Here is a 19,758-nt window from a genome sequence, read left to right on the forward strand (position 1 = left end):
CAGTGGACGCCTCAGGTCACCCGCGCACCCGATGAGCCCTCAGGCCACTCATGCCTCCAGATCCGCCTTGTCCCCCATCACGATCACGGGATGCTGGGCAGGGTCGAGGGTGCGCAGCAGGTACTCCATGCCGGACTTGGACAGGCTCACGCACGCGGACGTACCGCTGCCGTGGTCCATGTGCAGCCAGATACTGCCGCCCTTGGACTGGCCCTCGGGGCGGGTGGGGTCGTTCGGCGAGGTGCCCTTGACGCGGTTGTAGTCGATGGCGATGACGTAGTCGAAGTCGTGCCAGTGCGACTTGGCCCAGTAGTGCGGTGCCTGGAAGGACGCCGACTCCGTGTACGGGAGCTTGGCGCCGGGGTCGGGCAGGACACCGCCCGCGTCGCTGAGTGAGAACACGCCGACGGGGCTGCGCTTGTCGCCCTCGTGGTGGTTCGTGGTCCAGCCCTTCTTGCCGTTGTGGCCCTGCCAGCTGCGGGTCTTGTCCCAGGTGGAGCCGTTCTTCGTGTAAAGGACGACCGTGGCGTCCGCGTCGTCCTTGCCCTCGCCGTAGACGGCCACCACCTGCCGGGAGTTGGCCGGTATCTGCTTGCGCAGGCGGTCACTGACGTCCGGGATGCTCCTGAGGTCGGTGGTGCGCGCCTTTGCCTGCCCGGCCCTGCCCTTGGGGCTCGCGTCGGACTTGTCCCCGCTGCCCCCGCCCGAACCTCCGCACGCCGCCAGGGACATCACCATCACGCCGCAGACCGCTGCCGCCACCCGCGTGCGCATCGCGCCGTTCGCACCGCCTGTTCCCATGCCGACCATGGTCGCACCACCCGACAGGCCGCTGCCCGCGCCCCCCGGCTTTTCCGGCCATATGCGGGCGGTACGGGACGGACCTTTGCCCCGTGCCGGAAAATCGTTTGCCTTCGACCACGGAATGACGCGAGCCTTTCACGGTTTGTTGTCGGCCTGCGTTCCGGCGGTCGCCGCTCGTCATCGTCGGTGCCATCCGGTCCGCCCGGGCCTCCTCCCCCCACTTCTCACCCCCACCTGATACGAGCCACTGGGACGTCATGCAGATCCAAGACCTTCCGTACCCCGACCCGGGTGTGCCGGACGCGAGCTCGGGGCCCCGATTCCTGCGGTGGCTCTTCCGGAACCAGCTCGGCGGGCAGCTCAAGTCCCTCGCCTGGGGACTGCTGCACTTCACCGCCGTCTGCGGGCTGCCGTTCTGCGTCGGACTCGCGGTGCAGGCCGTCGTCGACCGCTCCGGTTCCCGGCTGGCGCTGGCCGGCGGGCTGATGGCTCTGTGCGCGGCGGGGATCGCACTGGGCGAGACCTTCCTGCACCGGGCCGCCGTCACCAACTGGATCACCGCCGCCGCGCGCGTACAGCAGCTGCTGGCCCGCAAGACGGCCCAGCTGGGTTCGGCACTGACGCGGCGCGTGGCGGCCGGTGAGGTCGTCGCGGTCTCTACGGGCGACGTGGAGAAGATCGGCTGGTTCGTGGAGGCCCTGTCCCGGTTCACGGCCGCCGCGCTCACCGTGGTGCTGGTCTGTGTCGGCCTCACCGTCTACCAGCCCGCGCTCGGCATCGTCGTCGCCGTGGGCGTCCCGGTCCTCGCGCTCGCCGTGCTGCCCCTGCTGCCCAGGGCGACCCGGCGCGCGGACCATCAGCGCGAGAAGGCGGGCCGCGCCACCGAACTCGCCTCGGACACGGTCGCCGGTCTGCGGGTGCTGCGCGGCATCGGCGGCGAGGAGCTGTTCCTGGAGCGCTACCGCCGCGCGTCGCAGGAGGTGCGGCACGCGGCCGTACGCAGCGCCCGCATGTGGTCCCTCATCTCCGCCATCCAGGTGCTGATGCCGGGTCTGCTGATGATCGCGGTCGTCTGGTACGGCGTGCACCTGGCCAGTGAGGGCCGGATCACCGTAGGCGAACTGGTCACCGTGTACAGCTCGGTCATGCTGCTGACGTACCCCCTGCGGCACTTCGAGGAGATCGCCATGGCGTACTCCTTCTCGCGGCCGTCCGCCAAGCGGGCCGCCCGGGTGCTGTCGCTGGAGCGCGCCACGGACACCGAGGGGTCGCGGGAAGCGGTCGTCCCGTCCGGCGACCTGTACGACCCTGCGACCGGGCTCCTCGCGCCCGCCGGCCGGTTCACCGCGGTGGTGTGCGGCGACCCGGACGCGGCGGGGCTGCTGGCCGAGCGGCTGGGCGGGCATCCGGCCGAGCAGGGCACGTCGGTGCTGCTGGGCGGTGTACCCCTCGACGACCTTCCGCTCTCCAGCGCCCGCACGGCCGTCCTGGTCCAGGACAAGGACCCCGTGCTGTTGTCCGGTTCGCTGCGCGAGCTGCTCGACGTGCCGGCCTCGGGCGAGGTGAACGCCGACGAGGCACTGGCCGCGGCCCAGTGCGGGGACGTACTGGACTCGCTCGCTCAGGGCTCGCTGGACGCCGAGGACCCACTCGACGCGCGGATCACCGAGCGCGGCCGGTCCCTGTCCGGTGGCCAGCGACAGCGGCTGGCACTGGCCCGGTCGCTGATCACGGACCCCGAGGTGCTCGTCCTGGACGAGCCGACGTCCGCCGTCGACTCGCACACCGAGGCCCGGATCGCCGCGGGGGTCCGATCGCTGCGCGCGGACCGCACGACGGTCGTGTTCACCTCCTCTCCGCTCCTCCTGGACCATGCCGACCGGGTCGTGCTGGTCCACGACGGAGAGGTCGTGGCCGTGGGCAAGCACCGCGAGATGGTGCACAACGAGCCGCGGTACCGGGCGGTCGTGACCCGCGAGACCGATGACGAGGCTGTGCTGCGCGAGGCCGATGAACACCAGGAACATCCAGAACACACCCGGGAAACCGCCACCGTGAGCGGCCCGGCCGCACGGGGCGTACGGGAAGAAATCGAGGAGACAGCATGATCGGCGTGGCGCCACCGGCGTACGACCCGGCCGCCCCGACCACGGCGAACACCCTGCCCGTGGGCGCGCCCGCGACCGTACGCGCCTATGTGAACGAGCTGCTCCGCCGGCACCGGCGTGCCTTCGTCCTGCTCGTCACCGTGAACACGGTCGCCGTCGTGGCCTCGATGGCCGGGCCCTGGCTGCTCGGCGATCTGGTCGAGCGCGTCTCCGACGACGCCCGTGAACTGCACCTGGAGCTCACGGCGGGGCTGTTCCTCGCCGCGCTCGTCGTCCAGGCCGTGTTCGTGCGGCAGATGCGGCTGCGCGGCGCCATGCTCGGCGAGCGGATGCTGGCCGATCTGCGCGAGGACTTCCTCGTACGGTCGGTGGGGCTGCCGCCGGGCGTGCTGGAGCGGGCGGGGACGGGTGACCTGCTGTCCCGGATCACCACGGACATCGACCGGCTCGGCAACGCGATGCGTGAGGCGGTGCCCCAGCTCACGATCGGCGTGGTGTGGGCGGGACTGCTGCTCGGCGGACTCGCCGTGACGGCGCCGCCGCTCGCGCCCGCCGTGCTGGTAGCTCTGCCGCTGCTGGTGGTGGGCTGCCGGTGGTACTTCAGGCGGGCGCCCTCCGGCTACCGGTCCGAGGCCGCCGGATACGCCGCCGTCGCCGCCGTCCTCGCGGAGACCGTGGACGCCGGGCGCACCGTCGAGGCGCACCAGCTCGGCGAGCGCCGCATCGCGCTGTCGGATCGCCGTATCCAGGAGTGGACCGCTTGGGAGCGCTACACGCTCTGGCTGCGCTCGGTGCTCTTCCCCGTCGTCAACATCACGCACGTCACGGTCCTCGGCTCGGTCCTGATGATCGGCGGTGTGTTCGTGCTGCAGGGGTGGATCGGCATCGGCCAGCTCACGACGGGCGCGCTCCTCGCTCAGATGCTCGTCGACCCGGTGGGCCTGATCCTGCGCTGGTACGACGAGCTGCAGGTCGCCCAGGTGTCGCTGGCCCGTCTGGTGGGCGTGCGCGACATCGAGCCGGACGACGGTGACGCCTCCGTCACCCCGGACGGACGGCACGTGCGCGCGGACCGGGTCCACTTCGGTTACCGCGCCGACGTCGACGTCCTCCACAAGGTCTCGCTGGATGTCGCCCCTGGCACCCGGCTCGCCCTCGTCGGCCCGTCCGGCGCGGGCAAGTCCACGCTGGGCCGACTGCTCGCCGGGATCTACGCGCCCCGCGACGGCCGCATCACCCTCGGTGGCGCCGAGCTGTCCCGCATGCCGGCCGAGGACGTCCGCTCCCACGTCGCCCTCGTCAACCAGGAGCACCACGTCTTCGTCGGCTCCCTGCGCGACAACCTTCTTCTGGCCCACACGGGCGCGCAGGACGCCGAGCTGTGGGCGGCCCTCGGCGCGGTGGACGCGGACGGCTGGGCGCGTGCCCTGGACGAGGGCCTGGACACCGAGGTCGGCTCGGGCGGGCTCGCGCTGACCCCGGCGCAGGCCCAGCAGATCGCGCTGGCCAGGCTGGTCCTGGCCGACCCGCACACGCTGGTCCTGGACGAGGCCACCTCGCTCCTCGACCCTCGGGCGGCCCGCCACCTCGAACGCTCCCTCGCCCGGGTCCTCGACGGCCGTACCGTCGTCGCCATCGCCCACCGCCTGCACACGGCCCATGACGCCGACGTCATCGCCGTCGTCGAGAACGGCCGCATCACCGAGCTGGGCAGCCATGACCAGCTGGTCGCGGCGGACGGGGCGTACGCGGCGCTGTGGAGGTCCTGGCACGGGTGATTGGCCGCTGAAACGGGGGGCACCCTGCCGTTGCACGGTGCCGAAGCCGGGTGGAAGGCTGGAGGGGTGGCACCGGGCACCGTCCCACCGACTGGAGGTAGCCGTGAACAGCACCGAAGGATGGGGGGACGACGTCTACCAGCCCGACGCATCCGAGATCCAGGAAGACACCGGACTGCTGGACTCCGAGGACACCCTGGAGAGCGACGGGGTCACCGATCCTCTCGACCGGGGCTGGTCACCGCCGGAGCGGCCGTGGGCGGTGGAGCGCCCCGACGTGACCGCTGCCGAGCGCCGGCACGGCGAGACCCTGGAGCAGCGGCTCTCCGAGGAACTGCCGGAGGTCCGCACCCCCGACGGGGACGGTATCGGCGACTGTCAGGGCACGGACGGCGAGCCCCTGGACGACGAGGTGGGTGCCCGCCGCTCCGGCCGTCTCGTCGCCCCTGACGAGGGCGCGCACGAGGACGAGGAGAGCGGGCTGATCGCCACCGACGTGGGCATCGACGGTGCGGCGGCCACGGCCGAGGAGGCCGCGATGCATGTCGTCGACGAGGACGCCCGGTTCGGCTGAGGCCCGAAGGGACAGCAGAGCCGAGTTCCACCCCGCCCCCGCGGAAGGAGCACCATGCAGCAGGACAAGCACCCCGACTACCGCCCCGTGGTCTTCCGCGACCGGGCCGCCGGATACGCCTTCCTCACCCGGTCGACCGCCACCAGCGATCGGACCATCGAGTGGGACGACGGCGAGACGTACCCGGTCGTGGAGGTCGAGATCTCCTCGGAGAGCCACCCCTTCTACACGGGCAAGGCACGGACCGTGGACTCCGAGGGCCGGATCGCCCAGTTCGAGCGGCGTTACGGCGGCGGAGGCACGGCCTGAGACGCCCGGGGCTCGGGCCCGGACCCGCTCAGATGAAGTTCAGGGCCGCCGCGCAGCCCACTCCCCCGAGCAGCATGAACACCGGCATCAGCACCTTCAGCTCGACCCAGCTGCCGGCACGGAACCGCATGAACTTCGGCGGGCCCACGGGGTACCAGCGCTTTCGGCCCACGGGGATGGGCCACAGGATCGGGCAGCCGGAGATCGTCAGCGCGTCGCCGATGTCGTGCACCACGGCGCCCAGGAGGACGGGCAGCCCCAGCCACATGTACTCCTGACCGGGCGCGGTGAAGAGCCAGTCCGCCCCGTTGCCCGGCTTGTCCAGTATTCCGGCGAGGATCCAGGCGCTGGTCGCGGCCAGCAGCCACACCAGGACGTCGCTGCTGGAGCCGCGGGCCGCGCGCCACAGCAGCCCCTCGATGGCGAGCACCAGGTGCACGAAGAGGATGGCCAGCACCGCCCACCGGCCCCCGGTCATCGCGGCGACGGCGAAGCCCACGCCGATCAGCACCGCCCACAGCCAGGTGTGCGTCAGCGTGCGGTGCCCACCGGAGCGACGCGGGTCTCCCTGCGACCTCGTCGCCTTGTAGACGGCGTACGAGAGTTTGTCGACGATCTCGCACAGCCAGCGCGAGAGGGGGCCGAAGGCCCGCGAGATGGTGGCGGCCTTGTGGTCCAGGTCCGGGGCCAGCGCGGCGCCGGCGCATATCAGTGAGCCGACCAGCAGGACCGGCCAGGGCATCGTGTGCCCCGTCGCCGCGGCGGCCGCCCCGACGCCGAGCCAGGCCGCGGCCCCCGACAGTGAGTGTGCTGGTCCCATCATGGCCGTATCCCGCCCCATTCCTGTTGTGCCACTGTCCAGTTGCCAGTGCTCTGACGTGTTGTCGGCGCCACAGCGTAGCGTTCGTGATCTTCGCACTCGCAGCCGATTCCCCCATCGGGTGGGACGGCAGGCAAGATGGGTGCGTGACCCTCATCGATCAGCTGCCGCAGACCGCCGACCCCGACGCCTTGTTCGACGCCTTCGAGTCATGGGCCCAGGAGCGCGGTCTCACCCTCTATCCGCACCAGGAGGAGGCGCTGATCGAGGTGGTCTCCGGGGCCAACGTCATCGTGTCGACGCCCACCGGCTCCGGCAAGAGCATGATCGCCGCGGGCGCGCACTTCGCGGCGCTCGCCCGGGACGAGGTCACGTTCTACACGGCGCCGATCAAGGCTCTCGTCTCGGAGAAGTTCTTCGAGCTGTGCAAGCTGTTCGGCACCGAGAACGTCGGCATGCTGACCGGCGACGCCTCCGTGAACGCGGACGCGCCCGTCATCTGCTGCACCGCCGAGGTGCTGGCGTCGATCGCGCTGCGCGACGGCAAGGACGCCGACGTCGGCCAGGTCGTGATGGACGAGTTCCACTTCTACGCGGAGGGCGACCGCGGCTGGGCCTGGCAGATCCCGATCCTGGAGCTGCCGCAGGCGCAGTTCATCCTGATGTCGGCGACGCTCGGCGACGTCTCGATGTTCGAGAAGGACCTCACCCGCCGCACCGGCCGCCCGACATCGGTGGTGCGCTCGGCGACCCGTCCCGTTCCGCTCTCCTACGAGTACCGGCTCACCCCGCTCACCGAGACGCTGACGGAACTGCTGGACACCAAGCAGGCCCCCGTCTACATCGTGCACTTCACCCAGGCGCAGGCCGTGGAGCGGGCGCAGGCGCTGATGAGCATCAACATGTGCTCGCGGGAGGAGAAGGACGAGATCGCCCAGCTGATCGGCAACTTCCGCTTCACCACCAAGTTCGGCCGCAATCTGTCCCGTTACGTACGGCACGGCATCGGTGTGCACCACGCGGGCATGTTGCCCAAGTACCGGCGCCTGGTGGAGAAGCTGGCCCAGGCCGGTCTGCTGAAGGTCATCTGCGGCACGGACACGCTGGGCGTCGGCGTCAACGTGCCCATCCGCACGGTGCTGTTCACCGCCCTGACGAAGTACGACGGCAACCGGGTGCGGACCCTGCGTGCCCGTGAGTTCCATCAGATCGCCGGGCGGGCCGGTCGCGCGGGCTTCGACACGGCGGGCTTCGTGGTGGCGCAGGCTCCCGAGCACGTCATCGAGAACGAGAAGGCGCTCGCCAAGGCCGGCGACGACCCGAAGAAGCGCCGCAAGGTGGTCCGCAAGAAGGCGCCCGAGGGTTTCGTCGGCTGGACGGAGAACACCTTCGAGAAGCTCATCGCCTCCGACCCCGAGCCGCTCACGTCCCGCTTCCGCGTCACGCACACGATGCTGCTGTCGGTCATCGCCCGCCCCGGCAACGCCTTCGAGGCGATGCGGCATCTGCTGGAGGACAACCACGAGCCGCGCAAGCAGCAGTTGCGGCACATCCGGCGGGCGATCGCCATCTACCGCTCCCTCCTCGACGGCGGCATCGTGGAGAAGCTCGACGAGCCGGACGCCACGGGCCGGATCGTCCGCCTGACCGTCGACCTCCAGCAGGACTTCGCCCTCAACCAGCCGCTGTCGACGTTCGCCCTCGCGTCGTTCGAGCTCCTGGACCCCGAGTCGCCCTCCTACGCCCTGGACATGGTGTCGGTCGTCGAGTCGACGCTGGACGACCCGCGCCAGATCCTCGCCGCTCAGCAGAACAAGGCGCGCGGGGAGGCCGTGGCCGCGATGAAGGCGGACGGTGTCGAGTACGAGGAGCGCATGGAGCGGCTCCAGGACGTGTCGTACCCCAAGCCGCTGGAGGAGCTCCTCTTCCACGCGTACAACACGTACCGCAAGAGCCACCCGTGGGTCGGCGACCACCCGCTGTCGCCGAAGTCGGTCATCCGCGACATGTACGAACGGGCGCTGTCCTTCACCGAGTTCGTGTCCTTCTACGAGCTGGCCCGCACCGAGGGCATTGTGCTGCGCTACCTGGCCGGCGCCTACAAGACCCTCGACCACACCGTCCCCGACGACCTCAAGTCGGAAGACCTGGAGGACCTGATCGCCTGGCTCGGTGAGATGGTGCGCCAGGTCGACTCCAGCCTCCTCGACGAGTGGGAGCAGCTCGCCAATCCGGAGGAGATGACCGCCGAGGAGGCCCAGGAGAGGGCCGACCAGGTCAAGCCGGTCACCGCCAACGCGCGCGCCTTCCGCGTCCTCGTCCGCAATGCCATGTTCCGCCGCGTGGAGCTCGCCGCCCTCGACCAGGTCGACGAACTCGGCGAGATGGACGCGGAGTCCGGCTGGGACGCCGAGCGGTGGGGCGAGGCGATGGACAGGTACTGGGACGAGTACGAGGAGCTGGGCACCGGACCCGACGCGCGCGGTCCCCGGCTGCTGATGATCGAGGAGGAGCCACAGAACGGGCTGTGGCGGGTCCGCCAGGCCTTCGCCGACCCGAACGGCGATCATGACTGGGGCATCAGTGCGGAGGTCGACCTCACGGCCTCCGACGCCGAGGGACGCGCCGTCGTCAAGGTCACCGACGTCGGCCAGTTGTGAACAGACGCCGGACGGCTGCGAGCCACAGGAGAGCCAGCAGATGACGACGAACACCGGAAACAACCCCGCGGACACACCTGCGGACAAGTCTGCGGACAACCCCGCCGAGCGCCTCGTCGACCTGCTGGATCTGGAGCAGATCGAGGTCAACATCTTCCGTGGCCGTAGCCCGCAGGAGTCCCTGCAGCGCGTCTTCGGCGGTCAGGTGGCAGGCCAGGCCATGGTCGCCGCCGGGCGCACCACGGAGGGCGACCGGCCGGTGCACTCGCTGCACGCGTACTTCCTGCGTCCCGGCCGTCCGGGCGTGCCGATCGTGTACCAGGTCGAACGAGTCAGGGACGGGCGGTCGTTCACGACCCGGCGGGTCACCGCCGTGCAGCAGGGCCGCACGATCTTCAACCTCACCGCCTCCTTCCACAGGCCCGAGGAGGGAAGCTTCGAGCACCAGCTGCCGCCGGCCCGCGAGGTGCCGGACCCCGAGTCGCTGCCGACGCTCGCCGAGGAGATCAAGCAGCATCTGGGCGAGCTGCCCGTGCAGTTGGAGCGCATGGCACGGCGTCAGCCCTTCGACATCCGTTATGTGGACCGGCTGCGCTGGACCCACGACGAGGTCGAGAACGCCGAGCCGCGCAGCGCGGTCTGGATGCGGGCGGTCGGACCGCTGGGCGACGACCCTCTGGTGCACACCTGCGCGCTGACGTACGCGAGCGACATGACCCTCCTGGACGCGGTCCGCATCCCCGTGGAACCCCTGTGGGGCCCACGCGGTTTCGACATGGCGTCACTGGACCACGCGATGTGGTTCCACCGGCCGTTCCGGGCGGACGACTGGCTGCTGTACGACCAGGAGTCACCGATCGCGGTGGGCGGCCGCGGGCTGGCCCGCGGCCGGATCTACGACCGCGAGGGGCGGCTGGTCGTGTCGGTCGTACAGGAGGGACTCTTCCGCAAGCTGGACTGATCTGGTCTCAGGTGCTCCAGCGTTGCGAGTACCCCTCCCTCAGCGGTCCGCCGAGCAGGTCGAGCACCTGCTCGACCGCGGTCGCCAACGGTTCGGGGTCCGCGTGTTCGGCCACCGCCAGATGACCGTCCAACAGGGACTTGCCCCGTTCCGGGTCCGCGCTCAGCAGTCTGCGCGGGAGCCATTTACCGATACCCGTCCACGCACCGTGGTGGGCCGTGAGCAGGTGCGTCGCCTCGCGCAGGGTGTGGTCGGCGATGGACAGCTGCTCGTACCGGTCGGCGGGCGGCGTATCAACCAGGTCGTCCATGTAGCAGGTGAGTACGTAACGGCCGTGCTCCCGCTCTGCCGGAGTCAGGGCGGGCGGGCCGGCCGCGAGTACTGCTCGCGCCCGGTCGCGGGTACGGGCCAGATGGCCGTGCGGGTCGGTCAGGGGCAGGCCCTCGGCATAGATGAACAGAACGGTCCCGCGGCGACGGGCACGGTCCCCCGCGAAGAACTCGGGGATGTCCGCGACGGAGTTCAAGAACAACTCGGCCAGACGCCCGTCATGGCGGATGACCTCGCGGCGGCTGCTGTCCGAGTCCGGTAAGAGGACGGCCACGTCCAGATCACTGGCCGGGGTGGCACGGCCCTGGGCGGCCGAGCCACCGAGCATGGCGCCCAGGGCCTGGGGGAAGCGAGCCGTCACCAAGCGGAGGGCTTCAGCCCGCACAGTTTCCTGATCACTCATGAGGGTTCATCGTGCCAGCCCTCAGCGGGTTTCGGCGCATGACGGCCGCCCGCGGCACCCGGGCGGCCGTCCTTGGAAGGGGGTTCAGGCGGCGTTGCGGTCGGCACCCCGTGGCACGGTGAAACGGAGGTCGTTCAGCTCGATCGCGTCGGCCATCGCCTTCAGCCCCGCGTCGTTGAAGTGCAGGTGGTCGCCCGGGTCATACGCGGGCAGGATGCGGTGGGGGTCTGCGGGGTCGCGGACCACGGCGTCGAAGTCCACGACGGCGTCGAAGAGGCCGCTGGTCCGGATGAAGGCGTTGACCGACTGGCGTACGGCCTCACGGGCCTCGGTGTAACCGCCGTTGCCGCCGTACGGGGTGATGGTGGCGCCGATGACGCGGATACCGCGCGTGTGGGCGCGCCGCACGATCTGACGGTAGGCGTCCTCGAAGGCGGCCGGGTCCGTCTGGTTGGGATTGCCCTTGATGTCGTTGATGCCCTCCATGAGGATCATCGCGCGGACGCCGGTTCGGGACAGGACGTCGGCGTCGAGCCGGGACAGGGCGCTCGGACCGGTGCCGTCGAGCAGGATGCGGTTGCCGGCGATCCCGGCGTTCAGGACGCCGAGTCGGCGGTGCGGAGGCAGCGCGCGCAGCCGTTCGGCGAGCCGGTCGGGCCAGCGGCGGTTGGCGCTGGACGTCGATCCCGATCCGTCGGTGATGGAGTCGCCGAGGGCGACGACGCTGCCGGCGGTGCGCGGGCTGAACACGTCCACGCCGGTCACGTAGTACCAGGAGCTCGTGGTCCCGGTGTAGGCGGAACCGTCCTCGTCCGCGGCGCGGTTGCCGGACGGCGCGAGGAAATTGGTCTGCAGGGCCGAGCGGTGATACGTGGCCGGGCCGGAGTCGACCGGTGTGTACACGGTGATCAGGAGGTTGGCGCCGTCGGGAACCTTGAGCGACACGGGGTCGGTGACCGTGTCCTCGCCGGCCGGGACGGTCACCGAGGCGGCGCCGCGGAACGTGGCGGTGCGCATCGTCCCCGCGGCGGCGTCCGGACTCGTCGGCTCGCCCCGCTCCTGCAGTGCCACGGTCACGGAGCCGAATTCGAGCGGGGAGGTACCGAGCCGGTTGGAGATGCGGACGCGCGCGACGCGGCCGCCGACGCTGACGTGGACGACATTGCGGATGGAGGTGCCGGGCAGGGCGGGGACGGTGCCGGAGACCGCCGCCTCCCAGGTGCCCGTCCAGCCGCGACGGGTGGCGGGGGCAGGCCCCGCGTCGGCTCTCGCGGGCAGCGCGCCCGCCGTGCCCAGCAGGGCAAGGGCCAGCGCCGTCATCAGGACAGCGAGAAGGTGCCGGTTCTTGGTCATGCGGGTTCGCCTTTCCAGTGTTCCGTGGGCATGGGGGTGCGCGGAGTCGACCGGAGGCTGAGCGACTCGAAGAGAACCATCGATTCATCGGAGGTGTCAACACATTGGACCCCGAGCGGAGTGGGTGACGCTCACCAAGCACGAAATAGATCCGATCTATAGGGTGGCGTGCAGCGGGCCCACCTTCCATGTCCCCTGCCCCTCGCCCTCCCCCTGGTCGAAACCCTCCGAACATGTCTTTACGCATGCGTTCCTCACGGTGATCTCGTGACAGGTATGAGGGCGTTCCGGTGACAGACGTGACTGTCCGCGCCCCTGACGGGCTGAAAGGCTCGGTGTCACGCGGCCGAGGGGGATGCGGATGGACAAGCGGTACGAGGTGTACGCGCTCGCCGACGGGCACTTCTACGAGACACCCGACAGGTTGTCGGCGGGTGACAGCGGCGTCGTGACCGCCGGTGACACTCGGGCGGTGCCGTCGTACCAGGTGGCTCGGCGTGATGTGCCCCAGGGGTGGCGCGCGGAACGGATCGGCGACTGGCTCACCATGACGCCGGACGCCGAAGGCCGGTCGCAGTCCGGCCCCACGCAGGGCTGGAAGGTTCACGCCTCCGCCACCCGGGCGAACGCGGAACGGATCGCGGCCGAGGTGTGGGACTACTGCGTGCCCCGGCTGATCCCGTTCAAGTTCGTACCGGGGCCCCATCTGCTGCACCTGCGGAACGCCAAGTACGCGCCCCGCGACGGCAGCGGCAAGTTCGTCACGATCTACCCGGCCGACGAGGAGCAACTGCACCTGCTCCTGTCCGAGCTCGGCGAGCGGCTCGCCGGCCTTGAGGGGCCGTACATCCTGACGGACCTGCGGTGGAACGACGGGCCGCTGTACGTGCGGTACGGCGCCTTCTCACGCTCCTTCGTGGTCGACGAGCGTGGCTCGCTGGTACCCGCGGTACGCGATGGCGAAGGCAGGCTCGTGCCGGACCGGCGGGATCCTTCCTTCCGGGTGCCGGAGTGGGTGACGCTGCCGGCGTTCCTCGAACCCCAGTTGGCGGCACGGAACACGACGACGGTCGGTGACCTTCCGTACCGCATCGAGAAGGCTCTGCACTTCTCCAACGGCGGCGGCGTGTACGCGGGCACCGACGTCCGCGACGGCAGCCGCGTGGTCCTCAAGGAGGGACGCCCGCACGCGGGGCTCGCCGCGGACGGTGCCGACGCGATCGCCCGGCTGGAGCGCGAGAAGTCCGCCCTGGAACGGCTGTCGGGGCTGGGTGTCGTGCCCGAGGTGCGCGACTGGTTCCTGCTCGGAGACCACCGTTTCCTGGTCATGGACTTCGTGGAGGGGCGCCCGCTCAACTCCTTCTTCGCCGAACGGCATCCGTTGCTCGCGCCCGATCCGGACCCGAACGCGGTCTCCGCCTACACGGAGTGGGCGCTGCGGATGTACGGGGCCGTCGAGGAGGCGGTCGAGGCGGTGCACGCGCGGGGGATCGTCTTCAACGACCTGCACGCCTTCAACATCATGGTGGCGCCCGACGAGCAGTCGGTGTCCCTGCTGGACTTCGAGGCTGCCGCGCCCGTCGAGGAGAACGGCCGACAGGTCGTCGCCCACCCCGGGTTCCTGGCCCCACCGGACCGTACGGGAGCGGACGTCGACCGGTACGCGCTCGCGTGCCTGCGGCTCGCGCTGTTCCTGCCCGTCACGTCGCTGTTCGTGGTGGACCGGGGAAAGGCCGCACATCTGGCGGAGGTCGTCGCCGGTCAGTTCCCGGACGTACCGCGGGAGTTCCTGGACGCGGCGGTCGCGGAGATCACCCGCGCCGGTTCCGGACGTCCCGCGTCGGCCCTCACGGAGGGGCACGAGCCCGGCGCGCCCGCGCCCGCTGGTGTCCGGCCCGCGCCGGCCACGCCGTTCACCGCGCTGGCCGAACCGGGTGACTGGCCCTACAGCCGGGACTCGATGGTGAAGGCGATCCTGGCCTCCGCGACACCGGGACGCGACGACAGGCTCTTCCCGGGCGACGTCGCGCAGTTCACGGATGGCGGCGGGCTCGGGCTGGCGTACGGGGCTGCCGGAGTGCTGTACGCCCTCGCCGAGACCGGCGCGGAACGGTACGAGGAGGGCGAGCGCTGGCTGCTCGACCACACCGATCCCCTGCCACTGGGCACACCCCTCGGCCTGTACGACGGACTCGCGGGCGTCGCGTACGTCCTCGACCGCCTCGGACACCGGCAGCGGGCGCTGGACCTCGTCGACCAGGTCCTGCACGAGAAGTGGCAGAAGCTGTCGTCCGACCTGCGCGGCGGGCTGGCCGGACTCGGCCTGGTCCTCGACCATCTGGGGCGGACCACGGGCGAGAACTCGCTGGACGAGCGGGCGGCGGAGGCCGCGGAACTGCTCGTACGGCGGCTCGGCGAGCCCCGGCCCGCACCGCCCAGGCGGCGTGCCGGACTGTTACGGGGCGCGAGCGGGCCCGCCCTGTTCCTGCTGCGGCGGTACGAGGCGACGGGCGACCCCGCCCTGCTGGAGGCGGCCGGCGAGGCGCTGCGGCAGGACCTGGAGGCGTGCGTCCTCCAGCAGGACGGCGCGCTCGCCGTGGACGAGGGCTGGCGCACCATGCCGTACCTCGCGGACGGCAGCGTGGGGCTCGGCATGGTGATCGACGACTTCCTGGCCCACACCGACGAGGACGACGCGGAGCGGGCCGAGGACTTCGCCCGTGCGCGCTCCCGCATCCTCACGGCCGCCACCTACCGCTTCTACGCGCAGCCCGGGCTCTTCCAGGGGCGTGCCGGAATGATCCTGCACCTCGGCCGCACGGGTGCGCCCAGGGCGCGGCTGGACGAACAGATCGCCGGACTCGGCTGGTACGCGATGCCGTACCAGGGCCAACTTGCCTTCCCCGGCCATCACATGATGCGCCTCTCCATGGACCTCGGCACCGGAACGGCCGGATGTCTCCTGGCCCTGGGCGCGACGCTCGCCGACGAGCCCACCGCCCACCTGCCCTTCCTGCCGGCCCTGCCGCCCCGGCGCGGGCGGCCCACAGAACGCGGCTCCGCGAACTGACGGAACTGACGGAGTCGTGAGCAACACCGCACCAATCCCGTCCCCACAAGTGGTCCTCGGACGAGGACCACGGAGAGAAAGGAACCAGCATGGCGCTGCTCGACCTGCAGACGATGGAAGCCGACGAGACCACCGGTGGTGGCGGGGGCGGTGGCCCCGTGAGCTCGCTCAGCGTGCTGTCCTGCGTCAGCGCGGCCAGCATCACCCTGTGTCTCTGACCGTCACGTTCACGATGACACCGGCGTGACCCGGCCCCGGGTGGTCCCTCCTCGCACGGGAGGGAGCATCCGGGGCCCTTCGGCACGCCGGCGCTCGCAGGACCAACCGCACGTGGCGCACGAAGAACACGTGGCGCACGAGGAGCACGTGGAGCACGAGGAGCACGTGGAGCACGAGGAGGCGTATGACGACGCTCGCAACCAAGGGTCCGACGACGCCCTCCGTCGCGCTCGTGCGCTCGGCCACCCGCCGCAGCGGTGCCCGCTGTGTGACGCTGGCCCTGGTCACCACGGCCGTCGCCGGGGCGAACCTGTTGCTGCCGGCCGCGCTGGGCCGAGCGCTCGATCTGTTGCTGGCGGGCAGCGCCGACACCGGGCGCTGGGTCCTGTGGTGCGCCCTGCTCATGCTGCTCCTCACCGTCCTGGACGCGGCCGAGACCGTCCTCGGCGGGACCACGAGCGCCGAGACCACGGCATGGCTGCGCCGACGGCTCGTCGACCACGTACTGGCCGTCGGGCCGCGCTCCGTCGGACGGTTCGGATCCGGGGACCTCGTGGCGCGGCTCGCCGGGAACGCCGCTCAGGCCGGCACGGCGCCCACCGCCATCGCCGGGCTGGTCGCCGCGGTCGCCGCACCGGTCGGCGCGGTGGTGGCGCTCGCGCTGATCAGTCCCTGGACAGCGGCTGTGTTCGTCGTGGGCGCACCGGTCCTCATGCTGCTGCTGCGCGCGTTCACACGGGACTCGTCGGAGTGCGTGGCCCGCTACCAACGGGTCCAGGGCCGCATCGCGGACGCGCTGTCCGAGGCCATCGGCGGCCACCGTACGATCGCCGCCGCCTCCGCGGAGGAACGGACGACGGCTCGTGTCCTGCGCCCCCTGCCCGAACTGTCCCGTGAGGGGCACCGGATGTGGCGGGTCCAGGGGCGGGCCTCCGCTCAGGCCGTCGCCGTGGCACCGCTGCTCCAACTCGGCGTGCTGGCCGTGGCGGGCGTCCTTCTCGGTGGAGACAGGCTGTCCGTGGGCGAGTTCCTCGCGGCGTCCCGCTACGCAGTGCTGGCGGCCGGCGTCGGCGTCCTGGTCGGACAGGTCGCGGAACTCGTGCGGGCCAGAGCGGCGGCCGCCCGTCTGGAAGAGGTGCTGGCGGAGCCCCCGACGGAGTACGGTGCCCGCCGGCTGCCTGACGGACAAGGCCGGCTGGAACTGCGCGGGGTCAGCGTGCGCCGGGGCGGGCGTACCGTGCTGGACGGCGTCGACCTGGTCGTGCCGGCCGGGAGCACGCTCGCCGTGGTCGGCCGCTCGGGCACGGGCAAGTCGCTCCTCGCAGCGGTGGCCGGGCGGCTGACGGACCCGGACGAGGGAGAAGTACGGCTCGACGGCGTACCCCTGCGCGAACTGGACCAGCAGGAACTGCGCCGTGCCGTGTCCCACGCCTTCGAACGCCCCGCCCTGCTGGGCGAGTCCATCGAGGACACGATCGCCTTCGGTGTTCCGACGCCCGACCCGGCCCGGGTACGGGAAGCCGCCAGGGCAGCCCGCGCCGATCCCTTCGTCCGCCGCCTCCCCGAGGGCTACGCCACGCCCTGCGCGGACGCTCCCCTGTCGGGTGGCGAGATCCAGCGCCTCGGCCTCGCCCGGGCGTTCGCCCACCCCGGCCGGCTGATCGTCCTGGACGACGCGCTCTCCAGCCTCGACACGGTCACCGAACGCCAGATCACCGAGGCCCTGCTGCGCCACACCGCGGGGAGCACGCGGCTTGTCGTCGCCCACCGCGCCTCCACGGCGGCCCGCGCGGACGTGGTGGCGTGGCTGGACGGAGGCAGAGTACGGGCCGTGGGACCGCACGCCCGGCTGTGGCGAACGGCGGACTACCGCAGGGCCTTCGGGGCTGCCGATGCCGAGCCCACACCCGACCCGGTACAGGACGGAGCCGGCCCGGCACAGGACGGAAGCAACCCGGTACAGGACGGAGCCGGCCGTGACCGGCGTGCGTGACGGCGTGGGCGGGCGAGGGCTGCGGTTCCTGCGCCGTCGGTGGGCGGTGGTCGCACGGCTGGCGCTGTGGTCGGTCCTGGAGACGGCGCAGACCTTCCTCCTCGGGTACGCGGTGGCCCGCGCCCTGGACGGCGGGTTCCTGGCCGGGCGGGTGGACGTCGGACTCGGATGGCTGACGGCGGGAGCGGCCGCGGTAGCCGTGGGCGCGTACGGGACGGCACGGGTGTACGGCTGTGTGGCCGCGCTGGTCGAGCCGTTGCGGGACCGGCTCGTGCGCGCGGTGGTGGAGCGGGGGGTGCGGGAGGCGGACGGCGGCACGCTCTCCGGGCTCACGCAGCAGGTGGAGATCGCCCGGGACACCTTCGCCGGGCTGGTGATGGTGTCGCGTTCGTTCGTGTTCACGGCCGCCGGTGCGCTCATCGGGCTGTTCTCGCTCGCGCCGTCGCTCCTGCTCATGGTGGTTCCTCCGCTGGCCCTGGGGGTCGCTCTCTTCGTGGTGTCGTTGCGGCCGTTGGCCCGCAGGCAGGAGACGTTCCTGGCGGCCGACGAGGCCCTCGCCGCCCACCTGGGTGCCGTGTGCCCCGGGCTGCGGGACATCACCGCGGGCGGTGCCGAGGAGCGGGTGGCCGCCGACGCCGGTGAACGCATCGGGTCGGAGCTTCGCGCGGCCTGCTCCCTGGCCCGCTGGGGCGTCCTGCGGGTCGGGGCCCTCGCGGTCGGCGGCCGGCTCCCGGTCGTGCTGCTCCTTTCCGCCGGCCCATGGCTGCTGGACCACGGCGTCACGGCGGGTGACCTGGTCGGCGCCCTGGCCTACGTCACCCAGTCCCTCCTGCCCGCCCTCCAGAACCTGGTCCATGGCCTGGGCACCAGCGGGTCCCGCCTCGTGGTGGTGCTGCGCCGCCTGGCACCCTCACAAGCGCAGCACACCGATGCGGCGCGCCCGGCCGACCGGAACACGGACATGGACACGGACACCGCTCGCGTCCCGCGAACGCCCGCCTCGGCACCTCGGCGCGATTCCGCCGTTCCCGACGCCGTGAGCCTCTCCCACGTCACGTTCGCCTATGGCTCCACCAGCGCCCCGATCATCGAGGACCTCACTTTGCGGCTCCCGCGGGGCACGCACATGGCCGTGGTGGGCCCCAGCGGTATCGGCAAGTCCACGCTCACCGCTCTCCTCGCGGGCCTCCTCGAACCCGTACAAGGCACCGTCCACTTGTGCGGCAATCCGGCATCCGGCATCACATCTCGAACACAACGTGTCCTCATTCCGCAGGAGGCGTACGTCTTCCGGGGATCCCTTGCCGAAAACCTCGGCGAACTACGGCCGAAACCCGTGCCCGAGGGCGAACTGCGAGCAGCGGCCGACGCGGTGGGACTCACCGGTCTCATGGACCGGCTGGGCGGCCCCGGCGCCGAGATCGAGCCCGGCGCACTGTCCGCCGGGGAGCGGCAGCTCGTGGCCCTGACCAGGGCGTATCTGTCGGACGCGCCCGTGGTCCTGCTCGACGAGGCCACCTGTCACCTCGACCCCGAGGCGGAGGAGCGCGCCGAGCGTGCCTTCGCCGGGCGCGCGGGCACCACACTCGTGGTGGTGGCCCATCGCATCGCCTCCGCCCAACGTGCGGACCGGGTGCTGGTCATGGACGGGCGGCGTGTCGAGTACGGGCGCCATGACTCGCTGGTGGAGCGTTCGCCCCTCTACCGGGATCTGGTGGGCGCCTGGGAACCGGGGCAGCCCCTACAGCCATCCCTCGCCCTGGGAGATGCGGATGGCGTCGATCCTGTTGCGCGCCCCCGTCTTGCGAGTGATGGCTGCCATGTAGTTGCGCACGGTCCCGTGGGACAGGTGCAAACTTCCGGCGATCTCCGCGACGGAGGCACCCTCGGCGGCCAGTGACAGCACGCTCAGCTCCCGTCGGGTGAGCGGCATCTCGGCGGCCTTGAGGAAGCCGAAGCCCAGGGAGTCGTCTATGAAGCGGTGACCTGCGGCTACCTCGCGGATCGCTGACACCAACCGCTCCGGCGAGCCCTCCTTGGCCACGTAGCCCAGCGCCCCGGCCTCCGCGGCACGCTTCAAGAGCCCAGGTCTGTTTGCCTGTGCAATCACCAGAAGGTTGGGCTTGGAACCGTCCGCGCCCCCGACACAGAGCTCGGCGAGCGGAGGCACCCCGAAGGCGTCCGCGGAGTCCAGGTCCACCGCGCAGACGTGCGGCCGCACGGTCCTCACCCGTCCTGGCGCGTCGCGCCCCGGCACATCGTGAACCTCCAGGTCGGGCTCGCGGCGGAGCCACTCCGCCAGGACCGACCGCACCAGACACGCGTCGTGCACCAGTAGTACGCGGATCACCTTCGCCCCCTCGAACTCCCCGTTTA

The 19,758-nt window shown here is 71.4% G+C and carries 14 protein-coding genes and 1 pseudogene; 10 read left to right on the plus strand and 5 right to left on the minus strand.

Annotated elements, in window-relative coordinates; translation table 11 throughout:
- Positions 1-48: 48 nt before the first annotated feature.
- Complete coding sequence (locus AB0959_RS04255; RefSeq protein WP_366824723.1) at positions 49-801, minus strand: hypothetical protein; 753 nt, start codon at positions 799-801, stop codon at positions 49-51.
- A gap of 260 nt (positions 802-1,061) precedes the next feature.
- Here AB0959_RS04255 and AB0959_RS04260 point away from each other — a divergent pair, with 260 nt between their 5' ends.
- The 4 genes from AB0959_RS04260 (at position 1,062) to AB0959_RS04275 (ending at position 5,573) form a co-directional block, all read left to right on the plus strand.
- The gene (locus AB0959_RS04260; RefSeq protein ID WP_366824724.1) at positions 1,062-2,912 is read left to right on the plus strand and encodes an ABC transporter ATP-binding protein; all 1,851 of its coding nucleotides are present in this window, start codon (positions 1,062-1,064) and stop codon (positions 2,910-2,912) included.
- A complete protein-coding gene (locus tag AB0959_RS04265; protein WP_366824725.1) occupies positions 2,909-4,690 on the plus strand; it encodes an ABC transporter ATP-binding protein in 1,782 nt (593 codons plus the stop codon). Before AB0959_RS04260 ends, AB0959_RS04265 begins: the two co-directional genes overlap by 4 nt.
- A 103-nt stretch (positions 4,691-4,793) precedes the next feature.
- Positions 4,794-5,264, plus strand: a complete 471-nt coding sequence (locus AB0959_RS04270; RefSeq protein ID WP_366824726.1) for a DUF5709 domain-containing protein — start codon at positions 4,794-4,796, stop codon at positions 5,262-5,264.
- A gap of 54 nt (positions 5,265-5,318) precedes the next feature.
- Positions 5,319-5,573, plus strand: a complete 255-nt coding sequence (locus AB0959_RS04275) for a type B 50S ribosomal protein L31 (RefSeq protein WP_366824727.1) — start codon at positions 5,319-5,321, stop codon at positions 5,571-5,573.
- 28 nt (positions 5,574-5,601) lie between these two features.
- Here AB0959_RS04275 and AB0959_RS04280 read toward each other — a convergent pair whose 3' ends face one another.
- Entirely contained in the window at positions 5,602-6,396 is a 795-nt protein-coding gene (locus AB0959_RS04280; RefSeq protein ID WP_366824728.1) for a metal-dependent hydrolase, read from the minus strand.
- 143 nt (positions 6,397-6,539) lie between these two features.
- On the opposite strand from AB0959_RS04280, the gene AB0959_RS04285 reads away from it, so the two are divergent.
- Both AB0959_RS04285 and AB0959_RS04290 read left to right on the plus strand, forming a co-directional pair.
- Entirely contained in the window at positions 6,540-9,053 is a 2,514-nt protein-coding gene (locus AB0959_RS04285) for a DUF3516 domain-containing protein (RefSeq protein WP_366824729.1), read from the plus strand.
- Between the two features lie 40 nt (positions 9,054-9,093).
- Positions 9,094-10,014 (plus strand): acyl-CoA thioesterase II, encoded by a 921-nt coding sequence (locus AB0959_RS04290; RefSeq protein WP_366824730.1) that lies wholly within the window; start codon positions 9,094-9,096, stop codon positions 10,012-10,014.
- A 7-nt stretch (positions 10,015-10,021) separates the two neighbouring features.
- Here the strand turns inward: AB0959_RS04290 and AB0959_RS04295 are convergent, their stop codons facing one another.
- The gene (locus tag AB0959_RS04295) at positions 10,022-10,747 is read right to left on the minus strand and encodes a nucleotidyltransferase domain-containing protein (protein WP_366824731.1); all 726 of its coding nucleotides are present in this window, start codon (positions 10,745-10,747) and stop codon (positions 10,022-10,024) included.
- An 84-nt stretch (positions 10,748-10,831) separates the two neighbouring features.
- Complete coding sequence (locus AB0959_RS04300; protein WP_366824732.1) at positions 10,832-12,100, minus strand: SGNH/GDSL hydrolase family protein; 1,269 nt, start codon at positions 12,098-12,100, stop codon at positions 10,832-10,834.
- A gap of 361 nt (positions 12,101-12,461) precedes the next feature.
- On the opposite strand from AB0959_RS04300, the gene lanKC reads away from it, so the two are divergent.
- The 4 genes and pseudogenes from lanKC to AB0959_RS04320 form a co-directional block, all read left to right on the plus strand.
- Complete coding sequence (lanKC, locus tag AB0959_RS04305; protein WP_366824733.1) at positions 12,462-15,170, plus strand: class III lanthionine synthetase LanKC; 2,709 nt, start codon at positions 12,462-12,464, stop codon at positions 15,168-15,170.
- An 89-nt stretch (positions 15,171-15,259) separates the two neighbouring features.
- The gene (locus tag AB0959_RS04310; RefSeq protein WP_366824734.1) at positions 15,260-15,388 is read left to right on the plus strand and encodes a SapB/AmfS family lanthipeptide; all 129 of its coding nucleotides are present in this window, start codon (positions 15,260-15,262) and stop codon (positions 15,386-15,388) included.
- A 185-nt stretch (positions 15,389-15,573) separates the two neighbouring features.
- Positions 15,574-17,382 carry an ABC transporter ATP-binding protein gene (locus AB0959_RS04315; RefSeq protein WP_366824735.1) on the plus strand — a complete coding sequence of 603 codons (1,809 nt, stop codon included), beginning with the start codon at positions 15,574-15,576 and terminating at the stop codon, positions 17,380-17,382.
- A 1,126-nt stretch (positions 17,383-18,508) separates the two neighbouring features.
- Positions 18,509-18,841 (plus strand): annotated as a pseudogene (locus tag AB0959_RS04320) (ATP-binding cassette domain-containing protein); the annotation flags it as partial.
- Between the two features lie 282 nt (positions 18,842-19,123).
- Here the strand turns inward: AB0959_RS04320 and AB0959_RS04325 are convergent.
- Positions 19,124-19,732: a response regulator transcription factor gene (locus tag AB0959_RS04325; protein ID WP_366824894.1), complete on the minus strand. Its 609-nt coding sequence runs from the start codon at positions 19,730-19,732 to the stop codon at positions 19,124-19,126.
- Between the last annotated feature and the right edge of the window lie 26 nt (positions 19,733-19,758).

This window comes from Streptomyces sp. NPDC046862, assembly GCF_040704615.1.
GTDB lineage: Bacteria > Actinomycetota > Actinomycetes > Streptomycetales > Streptomycetaceae > Streptomyces.